This is a genomic window from Pedobacter lithocola (assembly GCF_042650845.1).
In the GTDB taxonomy this organism is placed as follows: Bacteria; Bacteroidota; Bacteroidia; order Sphingobacteriales; family Sphingobacteriaceae; genus Pedobacter; species Pedobacter lithocola.
The window spans coordinates 246,805-262,222 of sequence record NZ_JBHSBW010000003.1 but is presented as its reverse complement, the minus strand read 5'-3'; the positions used below and the strand labels follow the sequence as shown (position 1 = coordinate 262,222).

Annotated in this window: 11 protein-coding genes; 8 read left to right on the top strand and 3 right to left on the bottom strand. The window is 38.2% G+C overall.

Translation table 11 applies throughout. The annotated features are described in order from the left end of the window. Positions 1-274: 274 nt before the first annotated feature. The gene (locus tag ACFOWA_RS01820; RefSeq protein ID WP_154282909.1) at positions 275-1,216 is read right to left on the bottom strand and encodes a ketopantoate reductase family protein; all 942 of its coding nucleotides are present in this window, start codon (positions 1,214-1,216) and stop codon (positions 275-277) included. Positions 1,217-1,303: 87 nt separating this feature from the next. On the opposite strand from ACFOWA_RS01820, the gene ACFOWA_RS01815 reads away from it, so the two are divergent. The 8 genes from ACFOWA_RS01815 to ACFOWA_RS01780 all read left to right on the top strand — a co-directional run bounded on the left by ACFOWA_RS01815 (position 1,304) and on the right by ACFOWA_RS01780 (position 12,123). Then, positions 1,304-1,696 carry a winged helix-turn-helix transcriptional regulator gene (locus tag ACFOWA_RS01815; protein ID WP_378981174.1) on the top strand — a complete coding sequence of 131 codons (393 nt, stop codon included), beginning with the start codon at positions 1,304-1,306 and terminating at the stop codon, positions 1,694-1,696. Between the two features lie 591 nt (positions 1,697-2,287). After that, a complete protein-coding gene (locus ACFOWA_RS01810; RefSeq protein WP_154282910.1) occupies positions 2,288-2,746 on the top strand; it encodes an ester cyclase in 459 nt (152 codons plus the stop codon). Between the two features lie 239 nt (positions 2,747-2,985). Then, entirely contained in the window at positions 2,986-3,966 is a 981-nt protein-coding gene (locus ACFOWA_RS01805) for a nuclear transport factor 2 family protein (RefSeq protein ID WP_378981172.1), read from the top strand. 997 nt (positions 3,967-4,963) lie between these two features. Then, on the top strand, positions 4,964-5,143 hold the full coding sequence (locus tag ACFOWA_RS01800; RefSeq protein WP_154282911.1) for a histone H1: 180 nt from the start codon (positions 4,964-4,966) through the stop codon (positions 5,141-5,143). 411 nt (positions 5,144-5,554) lie between these two features. Further along, positions 5,555-7,192: an FAD-dependent oxidoreductase gene (locus ACFOWA_RS01795; protein WP_154282912.1), complete on the top strand. Its 1,638-nt coding sequence runs from the start codon at positions 5,555-5,557 to the stop codon at positions 7,190-7,192. A 508-nt stretch (positions 7,193-7,700) separates the two neighbouring features. Further along, positions 7,701-9,185 (top strand): family 43 glycosylhydrolase, encoded by a 1,485-nt coding sequence (locus ACFOWA_RS01790; RefSeq protein ID WP_154282913.1) that lies wholly within the window; start codon positions 7,701-7,703, stop codon positions 9,183-9,185. 866 nt (positions 9,186-10,051) lie between these two features. Further along, positions 10,052-10,954 (top strand): EamA family transporter, encoded by a 903-nt coding sequence (locus ACFOWA_RS01785; protein ID WP_154282914.1) that lies wholly within the window; start codon positions 10,052-10,054, stop codon positions 10,952-10,954. 101 nt (positions 10,955-11,055) lie between these two features. After that, positions 11,056-12,123, top strand: a complete 1,068-nt coding sequence (locus ACFOWA_RS01780) for an NAD(P)H-dependent flavin oxidoreductase (protein WP_154282915.1) — start codon at positions 11,056-11,058, stop codon at positions 12,121-12,123. 322 nt (positions 12,124-12,445) lie between these two features. Here ACFOWA_RS01780 and ACFOWA_RS01775 read toward each other — a convergent pair whose 3' ends face one another. Both ACFOWA_RS01775 and ACFOWA_RS01770 read right to left on the bottom strand, forming a co-directional pair. Continuing rightward, positions 12,446-13,477 carry a neutral zinc metallopeptidase gene (locus tag ACFOWA_RS01775; RefSeq protein WP_154282916.1) on the bottom strand — a complete coding sequence of 344 codons (1,032 nt, stop codon included), beginning with the start codon at positions 13,475-13,477 and terminating at the stop codon, positions 12,446-12,448. A 1,635-nt stretch (positions 13,478-15,112) separates the two neighbouring features. Beyond that, a complete protein-coding gene (locus ACFOWA_RS01770) occupies positions 15,113-15,268 on the bottom strand; it encodes a hypothetical protein (RefSeq protein ID WP_154282917.1) in 156 nt (51 codons plus the stop codon). Between the last annotated feature and the right edge of the window lie 150 nt (positions 15,269-15,418).

The following is a 15,418-nucleotide window of genomic DNA, read 5'->3' as shown; positions in this document are numbered from 1 at the left end:
AAAGTGTTTTTAAAAAAGCGAAATGCTTTTTTACCCATTGATTTTATCGTGATTTTACTATAGGACAGTAACAAAAATTCTATAAGCTAGATTATTGTAAATCAATGGGTTGTTTTATAAACGCAATTGCATATACTGCTAGTATTTGTAATTAAAAAACCCTGTTCGTACAGCCTTTCTAGGATTAAAACTCTTTATAGAGTTCAGATTATGCCTGACAACATACAATTGACTGGGTTTATTTTAGTTTCTGGGTTTATTACCAGTATTTATGTTACTCAGCGTTGCCGCTATGTTCATACCTAGGTAAATGAATATTAATTTCCTTTGCTTTGGATATTACATCCTGAACATAAGATTTTATCTCAATTGGGTTTGAATGGCTTGTAAGTATTATTCTTAAAGCAGGAACCCATTTGATGACAAGATTCATTATGATTGCTAAAAGCCAAGGCGGTAAATTAAACATTTTCAGATCTGATGCCGCATCTAAATCTACCTTCCTAAGTTTAAGCAATGGTATCAATTCTTTACCATTCAGAACAACATTTTTCCAAAACGTCGTAGTTTTCATAGCCTCCAATGAAATTAATCCTGTATTGGACCTCGCAGCTTCAAGATGTAATGCTGCATTAAAAACAAAGTGCCCAAATAGCCAGGAGCGAAAGTCTTTTGATTCTTTTATTTTAAAGTAAGAAGCTCTAAATAAATTTGCTACTGCCTCACTGCGTTGGCTTTGGACTACACCCAAAGTACCCATATAAATATGGTCAAGTAGTGCGCCATTTAATGTGCCTTTATCATCAAATCCACCACCTGCCATAGGAAAACCCCAAACCAACTGACCTTCTGGAAGTTTATGAACTGCTTGTTGAGGTTCTTCCCATAGATTGTTAAATACTAATACGGTAGCACTTCCAATCTTATTGGCTAAGAAATCAACTGCATCTTTAAAATGATAATGTTGTACACTCAAAATTATCAGCTCGTAATCGTGATTAGCATTCAAATCATCGATCATTGTAATCTTCCATTCATGCTTTATCTTAATTCCTTTGATGTTTTTACGGGTGTCTAGAATATTTAGATCAACGGTTGGACCATATTCAGCAATCCTGCCGGGCCTAACATAAAACGTAACCTCATTTCCTGCATTTTCAAGTGCCCAGGCATATTGTGTTGAAATTACCCCTCGACCAAATAATAATATTTTCATTTTTTCTCTTTCTTTTTCAACAAATATATGCTTCCTTTGGTATGTAATGTATATCAGTATACTAAAGTATACTAATCTGGATCTGCTATGTATAAAAATATTAAAACCTTAATAGACCTTAAAAATTGCAAACCTGATCATGCTATGGCACTAATTGAGATACTCAATATTTTTTCCGGAAAGTGGAAAATGATTATTATCTGTGCCTTATTTCAGGAAGATATTCGTTTTACTGATATTCGAAGATTAATTCCCGCCATTACACCTCGTATGCTTTCAAAAGAACTCAAAGACCTGGAAATGGATGGCATCATCAAAAGAACTGTTATAGACTCTACTCCAGTTCTAATTAAATATGGACTCACGTCATCTGCAATGGACTTGAGTGATGTTATTTTAAGTCTGATCGAATGGGGGGTAAAGCACAGAAAGGTTAGTATAGAGAGCAATGATTTACCATGCGCATCTTTATCAAAGTAGTTCGTATTCTGAATTTTTTTCATGATTACTGATTAAAACGCTTTGATGAGTTATCTTAATTGCCCAGGTAGATTTTGTCTGGAAGATTAATAATACATATCAGCCTTCCTAATCGATGAGGACAGCGCCTACATGTTAAATGTGCTAACCCGAGGTATCTAAACCATGAGTAATAATTTGATACTGTACTATTCGTTTAAATTCACAGGTACATCGGAGTATTATTAGATTTCTTTAACATAGATAACGTATTCACTATTTTACCAACAAGTCTATTTCATTAGTTCGGCAGGAAAAGTAAATGATCAACTATCTTGCTTGCAACAAGAGTGTTTTACTAACCAAAATTTTTCCTTTAATTTTTTGATTGCGTTTAGCTATAAACCCCTTATCGATAAGGTTCGGGCGAATAAAGTTCGTTTGTTGGGGAATACTTATACTCACGCTTAGGATCTCTAAATTCCTGCTTATTGCAGGACAGATTGTAATTAATGATGTGTGTTGGGCTTAAGAATCTGAATTTAGTGATTCATGTCACATTATTAATATTGCAAAGTATTTGATCTTTATGCCTATGTAAAAAAAGATATTATGAAAACAGCATCAGAAAATGAAAACATTATTCGCGAGCTTTACAGAGTTGCGGAAATTCAGGATCTCAAAGCCTTTGTTGACCTTTTTAGCAAAGATGGTTACTTTCTGGACGTTTCATCCGGTATTAAATATCAAGGGCAGGAAATCGGCGAAGCAATTAAAATTTATGCTAAAGCTTTCCCTGATATGCATAGGGAGCTCTTTGAATTTTATGTAAATGCGGAAGACAATGTGGTTATCGTTGAGCTTGCTTTGCAGGGTACACATAAAGGTCCGTTACAAATGCCCCTAGGAACTATTCCTTCGACCAATAAAAAGATCAACGTACCGTGTTGCGATGTATTTCACATGGAAAACGGAAAGGTAAAATCTTTTCACTGCTATAATATCGCTACTGAACTATTGGCCCAAATTGGTGTGCTTTCGAACCTAAGCGAAGTTGTAGAACCATCTTAATAGCTAATTGATATTCATTGCTCTAAGCAAGTTATAGATTAAGCTGCTAAAATGAGAAAAATAAGGATCTGTTTTTGTTAGAAGAAAAAGGTCTGTATTCTCATCCATCTTCCGATAAATGCATCGGTAAGTTGGCCACAGAATGATTAATATGCGTTTGGTGGGCACAGACAAGCATCGGCCAACTTAGTTCCTCGAGTTCTTTACCCTAATATGTCTTTTTAAAAAACCAGAATCAAATGGAAAAATATCAAAATGCAACATCATTACTGTTTAGCTATCTCGAAAACATTAATGACACGGAGAACGTTATCGAACTGTTCGCCGAAGATGCTGCTATAGAGTTACCATACCTGAATAGTTTGGGTATCTCCTGGCAGTGGAAAGGAAGAGATGCAGTATATGAATTTTTAAAAGCAATACCACGAACTTTTGTCGGATTTAGATCTGAGGATATAACCATCCAAATGGAAACATCCGAAAAGGTTTTTGCGGAATATGCTATAAGTGGCAAAGAAGTGGTTACAGGTAACCCTTATCAACAGTCTTTCATGGGTAGGCTGGTTGCCGAGAATGGAAAAATCACTTTGTTGAGGGAATTTATGGACATGACGCATGTTCCTGCGACGCTGTCATTTAATCATCCATATGATTTACTCAATGTAAAAAACAATATTACTGTTGGAATTGATCATATTGGTATCAATGTGCCCGACATAGAAAGCGCAAGTAGCTTTCTACAACAGGCATTTGATGCGGAAATTCTATATGAATCCTATAGCAAGCAACAGCCTCCTCTTGAATTTGATGGTAATGAAGCCAATTTGAATTTGTCGCCTCAAACAAAACTTTTCGCCTGCCGAATGATCAAGATAGGAAGTGGGCCAGACATTGAATTGTTTGAAGTTCACGTTAATGGGCAGCGCGAAGCTGTTAAGTCCAGTGATCTCGGGATACAACATTTTGCAATCTATACAGAGGACATTAAATCATCACTGGAAAAATTTTCGAAGGCGGGAGGGAAGTTATTATCAGACCCAGATCGACTCTTGTTTCCTTTGGAAACAGGTGAAAAGAATTTTTTCTGCTATGGTGTGACGCCTTGGGGCACTTCAGTCGAATTCATAACCTATCCCGATGGGATGCCTTATGAAAAGCAAACCAATCTTCGCAGATTCAAAGCTGGAAGATCAGTTTTCTTTACTCCAGATATTAGATGAGTTAATTTTTTTTAATAGCGAACTGAAACATTGAAAAGTGTTTTGAGATCAATGTTAAAAATGCTGCTGGGTTTTTTTAGAAGTAAACCTTTCGGATAAAACGATTGAGGAACGCTACAATGATATTAAAATTTGGCCTAAGTCTTGGACTTTTACGATAGGAAAAACAATTAGATAAAAAAGAAATCGAAATTCCAAGCAATGTTCTTTAAATCCATTTTATGATATCGAGCAGCATTATGGAAGATTTTTTCAAAGCCTCCCAAACACATGTTTCATAATGTATAGATATCCCATTTTGACTGAAAAAACAATATAAAGATCTTTTAAGCACCCATTGGTATGGGCTGTCTAGGCTACATTACATCGGTTTGGAAACCACAAACCATATTGTCCCTTCCGAATTGAAAACTAAGTATTTTAAATGAAAAACTTCATTCCATATTTATTCTGTCTGCTTTGTGCAGCACTAATTTTTGTTTTTTTAGGAATTAACTACTTTGCTGTTTATCAGCTTCTCCCAATTCTGATCTTTTGCGTCTTTCAAAGAAAACTATTCAGGGAAGTGAAAACACGCTCTTTACGTATATGCTATCTTTTATCCTTCGTGGCATTATTATTATATCCGCTCGCAATGCAGATCGGGTGGTATTTTGATATTAATAAGATGGCTTCAGGATCATCAACCAGCGGGCTATTATTTCTATATCTTCCCCTATATTCCACAGTCCTCGGTCTGATCCCATCGCTCACAGCGCTATTTATAAAAAGGGCGAGGCGATAGGTTCTTTGCAAATAAATGTATTGTTACAATGACCATCATTCTTAAAAGAACAGGCATTGAAAAAAGCGGTAGCTACATCGAAATACAAGGAGGTTTAGACGAGCCAGGGTTTGGGCATTTAAGCTGTTTTTGTATTTTAGCAGCTCGTTTTCTCTAAAGCGAATATTAAATTTATAAACCGCTGCCCATTTATAGGTAGTATAGAACAAAATTATGGAAAAGTTTAAAAAAGTAAAGGAGCTAGTATCCTCGATTGAGACAGATGCTTCAAAATTTTATGATGCTGGGAACGCTGCGGCAGGTACACGCGTGCGCAAAGCAATGCAGGAACTCAAAGTCCTTGCTCAGGAAATCAGAACTGAGGTTACAGAGAAAAAAAATAGCGATAAATAAATTCAGCTGTTTTGGGAAAAGATAAGTCCCGGCCAATGGCCGGGACTTATCTTATTCAATTGAATTGGTATCAGGTCTCTATTTGCAATCTGAAATCTTGCTCTTATAGCCTTTAACCTATCTTCGCTAAACCAAGCGCAATTCAGCTGATGGCGCTAATGATGATATAAAAAATTGATAACCGTCAGAAAAAGAGCACGATGGTAATTTGAAAGCATTCAGCAGCAGCGAAGGTATTACTACCGCTATGTATTTGAGTATAGCTTGTTATCACTTGTTCTTACTTTCATTTCTTATAAATTTATTTCTACGATAAATAATATGGTAGGGTATAAAATTCACCAGCTATTTTCCGTTAGTACTGCTTTAGGTAATTCAAAGTAATTTGCCTCCTCTATAAATCAATTTAAAATGACTGATCCAAGGTTTCCAGTTCTAACCCAGACACAAATTAATACACTAAAAGAGTTTGGTACCATTATAACCTTTGCAAAGGAAACCTTCCTTTTTAAAGTTGGTGATCATGATTATCCCTTTTATGTCGTATTAAATGGTGAAGTATGCATTACCGATCCCAATAATAAAGAGATAAAGGGTACACATGGAATTAATGAGTTTACAGGAGACAATAGTATGCTATCCAATAGGAGTATTCCATTCAACGCCCTAGCCGCAAAGGGCACTACCGTACTCAAGATAGAGCCTAAAGTGTTAATCCAGGTGATAGCAACCCATAGTAGCATAAGTGATGTACTGTTGGGGGCTTTTCTGCGCAGGCAGGAATACATGTTGAAAGAATATACCGGGGGGATAAAAATTATTGGTTCAGAGCGATCTAAAGAAACTTATGTTCTACGGGACTTTATGGAGAAAAATCATATCTGGCACTCTTTTTTAAATACCGATATCTCAGACAAAGCAAAACAACTGTTGCAAAGCTTCAATTTATCTGACATGGACCTACCTATAGTGCTGAGTATGTCGGGGGAAGTTTTTAAGAAACCTTCAATAGCAGAACTTGCCAAACTCACGGGTGTGCTTGTTGAGTTCGATGACCAAATCTATGATGTGCTGGTTGTTGGCGCCGGACCGGCAGGTCTGGCAGCAAGTGTTTATGCAGCTTCAGAGGGCCTGAGCGTAGTTGCTATAGATGGTAATGCACCTGGTGGACAAGCCGGAAAGAGCTCAAAAATCGAAAATTATCTGGGTTTTCCGATAGGAATATCTGGGAATGACCTTGCTAACAAGGCTTACATGCAAGCTCAGAAATTTGGGTGTAACATCTCTATTCCACGAAAAGCAGTAAAGCTTGAATACAACGGTGACTATTTTAACTTATGCGCTTCAAATGATAAGAATATTAAGGCAAAGTCGATTATTGCTGCTACCGGAGCGGAATACAGACGGCTACCCTTAGAAAACACCGAAAAATTTGAAGGCAATGGCGTTTTTTATTCTGCAACCGGAATGAATGCCTCGGCCTGTAAAAATGAAATCGTTGGTGTGGTCGGAGGTGGAAATTCAGCTGGGCAGGCAGCCCTGTTTCTTGCAGATCATGCATTTCAGGTTCATATTATCATTCGTAGTAATGATTTAGGGGATAAAATGAGTGATTATTTAGTTCAGAGAATCCTTACTACGACCAATATTATTGTTCATACCAAAAGTAATATCATTCAGTTAAATGGAAGCCATTACCTGCAATCGATAGTCCTGGATAGGCTTGGAGAAACACAAAAGATAGGGGTTTCAAATTTGTTTACTTTTATAGGGGCAAAACCATGTACCGAATGGCTTAATGGCACCGTCTCAATGGATGCCAAGGGATTTATCCAGACCGGAAATGATATAGAACAATCTGAATTGTTAGCGTGTTCAATATTTAGAAAGAGAAAACCACAAAGCCTAGAAGGGAGCGTACCGGGATTTTTTGCCATTGGTGATGTGAGGAAAGGCTCAGTAAAGAGAGTTGCATCTGCAGTTGGTGAGGGAGCGATGGCCGTAAGTCAAATCCATCAATATCTAACGGACCTTAAATCGCTCAAATAATCAGAAAGGTTACCGGTTTAAACTGCTTAGCCGGATCTTCCAGCCTATTTTAATCAAAATTGCGTGCAAGCCTGCTTTCTTCGGTTCAAATCGTATTAAAGGGATAATTTTAAACAAATTCAGCATCATTCCAATGCATTCTAAGCAGGCCAGAGCCGATAGATAGCTGTCCTGAGTTCCAAATATTCGCGTATGTTAACCCGTAAACTAATAAAAACCCAGGTTATCATTAATCCTTGTATACTTCATGCAAGAGTTATCCGCTAACATACATTTAAAGGCTTTTCCTTTACCGTTAAATTGAGACGTTTAGGATAAGTATTGATACACCATATATTTTGGGGTTTTTTATATTGCATATTAGCGCACCACAGCGAGCAGGGATGGTAAAGGGTTATATTGGTAAATAATGCTAGCGCTAAAGATATTCGGAATAGCAACTTTCCGTGAAATAGATTTGACAGTGATGTGCATTTGAAAAATCCTAACCATATAAACTATCATTATTATGAGAACTAGTATCACTCGCCGCCTTAAAGGCCTAACAGCTGCAGCAACTATCATCCTATTATTGTCCTCCTGTTTAAAAAAGGATCTCGATACACTGCCGTCGGCAAAAATTGATGCTCATCCTGATCTCATGGTTTCATCCAGTAATCTTATCGCGATGGCAGCACTAGGACAGATGAGTGGAAACCCCATACTACCCTCACCAACAGCTGATCCGGATATCTTATACACAAACGGCAAGTATTACATCTACACGACCGCTACAGGTCCCGGTGCAAGCCAGTTCCACTGTTACTCATCAACTGATTTGCTATCTTGGAATGATGAGGGTATTATACTGGACTTGGCAGGTGTCAGCTGGGCACAGCAAGATGGCTGGGCTCCAAGCGTTGTGGCCAGGAACGGAAAATATTATTTTTATTATACGGCAGAAAAAAAGATTGGCGTTGCGGTAAGCACAAGTCCTACAGGGCCATTTATCGACAAAGGATCGCCACTGGCAACTGGAGACGGCACTGACCCAATAGACCCGATGGTTTTTATTGATACCGATGGTCAAGCCTATATGTATTGGGGCAACACCTTGTTAAACATCCAAAAACTTAACCCTGATATGGTCTCCTTAACCGGAACGCTTGGCCATCAGAAACCGTCCAATTATTTTGAGGCTCCATATGTGATCAAAAGAAATAGCATCTATTATCTGATGTATTCTGTTAAATGGTATACTGATGATGACTATCATGTTGAATATGCGACCTCCAGCAGCCCGATGGGGCCTTGGACCAGTAAAGGAAGAATAACATCTCCCATAGGTGAGATAAAAGGTCCCGGACATAACGCGGTACTGGTAAAGCCAGGCTGTCCGGATGAATTTCTATTTATCTATCATAGGCGAACAAGCACCGTTGTCGACCAGAGGCAGGTGGCAATAGATAGGATGTTCTTTGATGCCTCGGGGAATATAATGCCGGTAAGCATTACCAAGTCTGGTGTCATCAAAGCTGCCGGAACTGCGGCTTGCATAGTTCCAAATCCGATTGCCAACGGCCAGTACGCAATCAAATCCAAAATGATTACCTCTTCAGGCGCCGGTCTATTTCTCGATATTCCAGCATGCTCAAATTTGAACGCAGATGTACGAACCTGGACCAAAACAACATGCAACGGGCAAAAGTGGAACATTAGCTATCAGGGAAACGGCTTCTATAAGATAATATCAGAACAACCTAGCCACAAATCTCTGGACTTGAGCAGCTGTGGCCTTGATAGGGGAACAGATGTGGGCGTTTTTGACGCTAATGGGAGCAATTGTCAGCTATGGAAAATCGAATCAGCCGGCAATGGTTGGTACAGGGTGATGGCCCGAGCAAGCAATAATGTATTAGATATCGAAGATGCGAGCAACGTAGCAGGAGCCAATGTAAGATCCTGGTCCTGGAATGCAACCGATGCCCAGTTGTGGAAGTTTGAGGCGCCTTAGCAAGATATTGGTTATGTGCTAATGTCAACAATATACCCTCCATAGTTAATCCTTCATTAGGAGGAATTTCTTTTCCATAAATATGTTTGTCTTTTGCTGTTAGTAAAAAGTGTCATTCATGCACGAGTTTTACTAACAGCAAGGACAGGCGTTAATTCCTAAATTTTTTACCAAATCAAAAAGTTTAAAATAGTATTTTGTCTTTGCCAACAGTTTGGGAAGAATAGTGCAATCACTACTAATTATGCTCAGAGAAATGGAGGGCTTGGCATATTCCCCTATTTCCATGATTCTTATTTTACGATGTCTGCCAATAGTCCCAATGTTATTAAATCGGTATGCGCTTGCAATTTCCCAGCAGCTCAATTTCCCAATCGGCATAATATGTATGTTCGGAAGGAGGCATCACCTTTAAAAAATGCAAGGGTTAAATTTCATCGAATAGACTTTTGTCGCAGGAAGCCCTACGTCCTTTTTATTCGTATATTACCTAATCGGGGGAAAATGGGGGGAGGTCAATCCTGCAATCCTATGTGCATCGATCTAATGTTATCAAGCCCGGATTTCTTCAGCGAAATCATGCCACCACCTAAGCACATGCCGAATGGTCAGAAAGTACCCTGCGAGCAGTGCCATCTCTCAATTTACTTGATATTCTGGAAAGACCATGCTAAGATAGCTGCCACAAATTCACAATATTCTGAGGTAGTTTTTTCTGACATTCAGCGTTGGTATATAAATATTTTCATTCTGAAAAAGTTTGCCCATGGCTATAAACTTGTCATAAGCTGGTTCTTGTTTTTAACTTTGTCTCCAAATATAAACTCAGCCAGTGCTACAAGATAAATGGATAATATTATGCATCAATGAAAAACTTAAACAATTTTAAATACTATCTGGCAGCAATAGTTGCGTTTTCAATCTGGGGTTCTTTTAGCTTAGTGTTACGACCACTGCAAAGTTATTCTTCACTGGATATCTTATTTTACCGCGTTTTTAGTTGTGCTGTATTGATGTCGGTGGTTTCCATGATATGGAAACGTAAGAAAATGAAAGAAAATCTTGAGCGCTTTATTGGTTTGCCAGTCAAAAAGCGAAATAAAATTCTTTGGCTGAATATTGGTGCAAGTATACTTTTAACCATAAATTGGTTTTCATTTATCTATGTAATGAACCACATTAATGTGCGTGCAACCTCAGTAGCTTATCTGATTTGCCCAGTGTTGACCACAGTATTGGCATATCTTTTTTTACGGGAAAAACTGAACTCTTCGCAATGGTTTGCTGTACTGCTAAGCTTTACGGGATGCATATTACTTTCCTATACAAGCTTGATTAACATGCTTTACAGTGCAATCGTCGGACTGAGTTATGCATGTTATCTGATTAGCCAAAATAAAAACGATGGCTTTGATAAGTTTTTGACCCTGAATATTCATATTGTTTTATCAGCAATTAGCCTGCTTCCTTTCTATCCATTCTATTCCGGTCCTCTTCCTACACAAATTCAATTTTATTTTTATGTTGAAATTATCGCAATCCTTTACACCATTGTAGCACTATTTCTGAATTTGTATGCGTTGAGTGGGATAAGTTCTTCAAAAGTTGGAATGATTCTAAATTTAAATCCCATCATTGCTTTCATTTTATCCATCACGCTATATCATGAGTCCTTTAGCTTGATAACAATTATCGCTTACAGCATTATTTTGATGGCCGTTGTTATTTTCAACAGTAGTAACCTGGTTCAATCGAGTAAGAGTAAATAGAAATGGTTTATGCCCCAATACAGAGAAAGGTGCTGTATTGATGCACTCTTTTTAAGAAGTTTAATACAATTCCAGTCTTGAAAAAATAAATTTATATCCTTATGAAAGACCTTAAACACTTACTAGATATTAATTACCCAATTGTTCAGGCACCCATGTTAGGGGTGAGTACCCCAGCTATGGTTGCAGCAGTAGCCGATTCGGGTGGATTAGGTGCTCTTCCTTTAGGCGGGCTTTCACCGGAAAAAACTTTAGCCTTAATTAGAGAAACCAAAGCTAAAGCTGATAAGCCTTTTTCGGTAAACCTTTTTGCCCATTCTCTGGAGGTTGAGCTTATAGAAGCGCATATTGCAAAAATGGAGACTTTTATGGAGATCCTTCACAAGAAATATAATTTGCCCTTCAAATCTCAATCAATTTCTGGTTGCCGATTTTATAACCATCTTGATCAAATCGATATCCTGCTGGATGAGCAGGTGCCCATTGTAAGTTTCACTTTTGGTTTACCGGAGGCAGGCGTAATTGAAAAGTTCATACAACGCGGTGTCAAACTAATCGGAACAGCAACCAGCGTTGAAGAAGCGGTCTTGCTGGAAAATGCAGGCATGGATGCTATCGTTGCCCAGGGTATTGAAGCCGGTGGGCATAGGGGCAGCTTTATAGTAGGTGAAGAGCTTCCGCAAACTGGCTTGATGGCACTTATTCCGCAGGTTGTAGATAAGGTGTCAATACCGATTATTGCTGCCGGGGGAATTTTTGACCACCGAACTATCAAAGCGGCATTTGCCCTTGGTGCAGTAGGGGTACAGCTCGGCAGTTATTTTCTTGCGGCAGATGAAAGTGCGGCGGGCGAAGTGTACAAAGAACAGGCACTAGCAGCTACTGATACCTCAACTGAACTAACCCAGGCATTTACGGGCAAATGGGCAAGAGGAATCAGAAACAGCTTTATGCAGGACATAAAAAATGCTGATTTGAATATCCCGCATTATCCCTATCAGAACAGTTTGACAACTGCATTAAGGGACTTTGGTAAATTAAATGGAATAGCGGATATCATCTCGCTCTGGGCTGGCCAGTCTGTATCTAAAAGCAAACGTGGAAGTACCGAAAACTTATTTAAAGAACTTATCAAGCAAATGCAGGTGAATCCTAATCCTGTATTTTAGATGACAATCTATTTTGTCAAAATTCTAATCCATATTTAATGCGCAGTGCCTTAAATTCAAATCAGTTCAGTGCCGCATGCGAGACCTGTTGGAGCGTTTTGAACCCCTCCCCAAAAACTAGCCGGGCAAATCTATGAAATTGACTGTTTTTGGGGAGAAATCTAGTCCTCACAGTTATAAATGAATTAGAATTGATAAAAATAAACATCTCACATACCAAGGCAAATATGGCGCACGTGCAGCAAAGTAAATAATATTTTACCACAACCGCAGGGGTGATTGGTCGCCTTGATATTGAATGAACTATTATTGTTATGAAAGATTATTTTTTAACTATATTATTTAATTCTGCGTCAAACAGTTTTGCAAATTCGGTGCTTGGTAAAATATAGCCTTTATTAAAAGCATTTTTGGCCAGTTTGTATCCCCACTCAGTGGCTGCCTTTCTTTGAGCAGGTGTGCCGTGGTGCGAATCAACAGTAAAATCGCAATCACCTGTATTGAAAAACACCTCAGCAACTTGTTGCAAATCATTAAGTTGCATATTTTCCCCCTTCGCATGCGCCAAAAAGTAGGCGGCATAAGCATCGGCCATTAATTCGATACGGCGCGATGTTTTCGGGACGAGTTTCATACCTGTTTTTAAAATACCCAATTCATATTGAATGTGATGCCCGAATTCATGGGCAAGAATTGCCTGAGGAGCATTATCTCCGTAACCAATTGCATCGAAACCTTCCAATAGGCCATCACAAATGATAATTTTAGCTGGAATTTGACCCACATTCGCAATGGTTGTGTCAGGAATAGCATATTGATTAAAGGTAAAAGCTGGATGTTTCCCGTTAAGATACTGCGGATAGGTTTTAAGCAATGTAGCTATCGAGTCGGCGTAGAGGTTTGCTTTGTCATCACTGTAGCTATATACATTCTTATACATTTTAAGTATTTTACTTCGATCCTGCAGCATGGATCCGTGCGCTGCGACTTTGATAATTTTATTGGACTGGATATTCCAAAAGCGTTTTACATCGATAAAGGCCTTATCAATTTTTTCGGTATATTCACCATTAACACCAAAGTATTGGTTTTCAGGGCTATTTTCATAATGCAGTGCGTACATATTTGGCAAGTTTGACATCTGCAACGCTTCACTAGCTGCAATGAGCGTTGGCTCCTGGCCCCACTTTTTAAATTCGTCAAATAACCAGACACGTATAGGAGGATTAATGCAGGCACTCGGTTCCACTTCAGCTAAATCCGGTGTTTGGGGATGTTCATTTGTTTTTCTACAGCCAGAAAATAAAATAAAACAGGTAGCAATTGTTGTAGTAAGAATATTAATGTGTTTCATAGGATGTTCGTCGTTTAAAACGATTTTTGCGGTAAATAAAAATTTATAGATTTAAAATTATAAATGTGCTTTGCTATTTAAAAATTGCACTTGCAAGCATAAAGTATAATCTGCTTTTACTAAGACTTGTTAGGAATATTTCTGTAATAGAAGGCTAAACTTTGCGTCTTTATATTCAATGTTGAATTCATATATATCCGCAAAAGTATACCACAACCGACAGCTTAAACTTAGCAATCAGGCGAACTGACCAAATTTAGATATGAACCAGCCAATCATTACCTTGGATAACAAAATTTACATCCCGTCCTGAGCAATTTTCAATATCACTATTTGCATTATTATCTGCGCTTTTGAAAAATTAAATCACGCCTAATGTTCAATTTGTTCACATTTCAAGACTGGATAATTTTTGATTTTGAATATTTATCTTGCATTGCGGTTTAAGCTCGCTTTAGAATGGTTTCATTCTTCCCGAAAAATGGATGTATGTCTGCTGTTTAATCTTTGAATTGTAGATGGTAAAAATACAGAAGGTTGTCAATAGTATTTGATATAGTAAATCATGCAGTTTTATGGAGCTGCTTAAAATCATTCTGGTAATATGTGAAAAGCATACTGGGCGTTGTAAACTTTTTCAGACAAGATATATTTAGTGAAGTACCCGATAAAGTCCATTTTTACAATTACGCTCAAATAGGTATACATCCATATAACTTTCAATTAATCCTCCCCCAGGAAACTCAAAAAGGAGTAAATCTTATCTGGAAGCATGATTGATAATAAAAAGGTTGTGCCAAACCAATACTGTTAAATAACGTTATTTAAATTTTAGCTAAAGCATGAGAAAAGGGGTGATAACAAGTATTATAACAACCGCGGGGTGTGGATACCTAGTTGATGAGAATGATCAGGAGATACAATTCTGTTTAAGGAATCTAAGGGGTCAGCTGAGTGTTGGGGATGTAGTATGGTTTGAAATAGACCTAACCAATCATGGACTTACCGCAATAAATATTAGGCTGGGAGCGAAATAATGGTTGGTCTAGGTGTTTCATCGTCTAATTTATTAACTGTGATACCTCTTAATGAGTCCGTTGTTAAAGTGGAAGATCAGGGAACAGCGCAATATTAGGGATATGGAATTATTTACATTGTGGGAGGGTCTAGTGGCAAGGCGAAGAGCATGGACCTGAAAGCTGATGGATCGGCCAATCTAGGCCGCTAAGGCAATGTGATTCGCTACATTTTTTTGATTTGGCGCCGCTACCATCAGCGATGAGGATAGGTATCGTTTTTTGGGGATCACACCAGTGCAGCAGATGGATTTGGCTACCTCGAGGCTGATAGGCGGGCTATTTTTGGCTAGAGCTTGCAGCTGAACCAGTTAAGCTTATTGATGAATTGTCAACAGATGAGGTGAGCCACCAAGCTGACACTATTTTATTTACCATACCCGATACATTGGGACTAGCATATATCGTTCACATTCTTTCTGCTATTATGGAACATATCGCTCCTGCATTAGGCTGGCGGTGAAAAGACTTAACATAATAACTATTTTTTTAATTATTCTAATTGGAATGCAGTGCCTGCCTGAGGTTTATTTACCAAATCAGGGCAGAGTATATCTGGTTATCTAAGTTCCCTGATATCAACTGCCCTTAATCCAAAGGTGGTAAGTTCGATATCGAAGCTAACCCAATCAAATTCTGTAATTTTGGAACTTCGACAGTCATCGAGCGAGAAGATAATATCCTGACCGTTTTCGTCAAAAATTATTCCCTTCATTTCGTTGGAATTAATCTCACTGATGATGCCTATCCTCATAGTGGTTGTTTGCTCTAATTAACAAATCGAAAAGTCGTTTCCCTTGTTGATGTTTTTCTTTCTATGGATAAAAGGAAAGTAAATGGTTTCTATGCATTCCCCAGTCAGTGA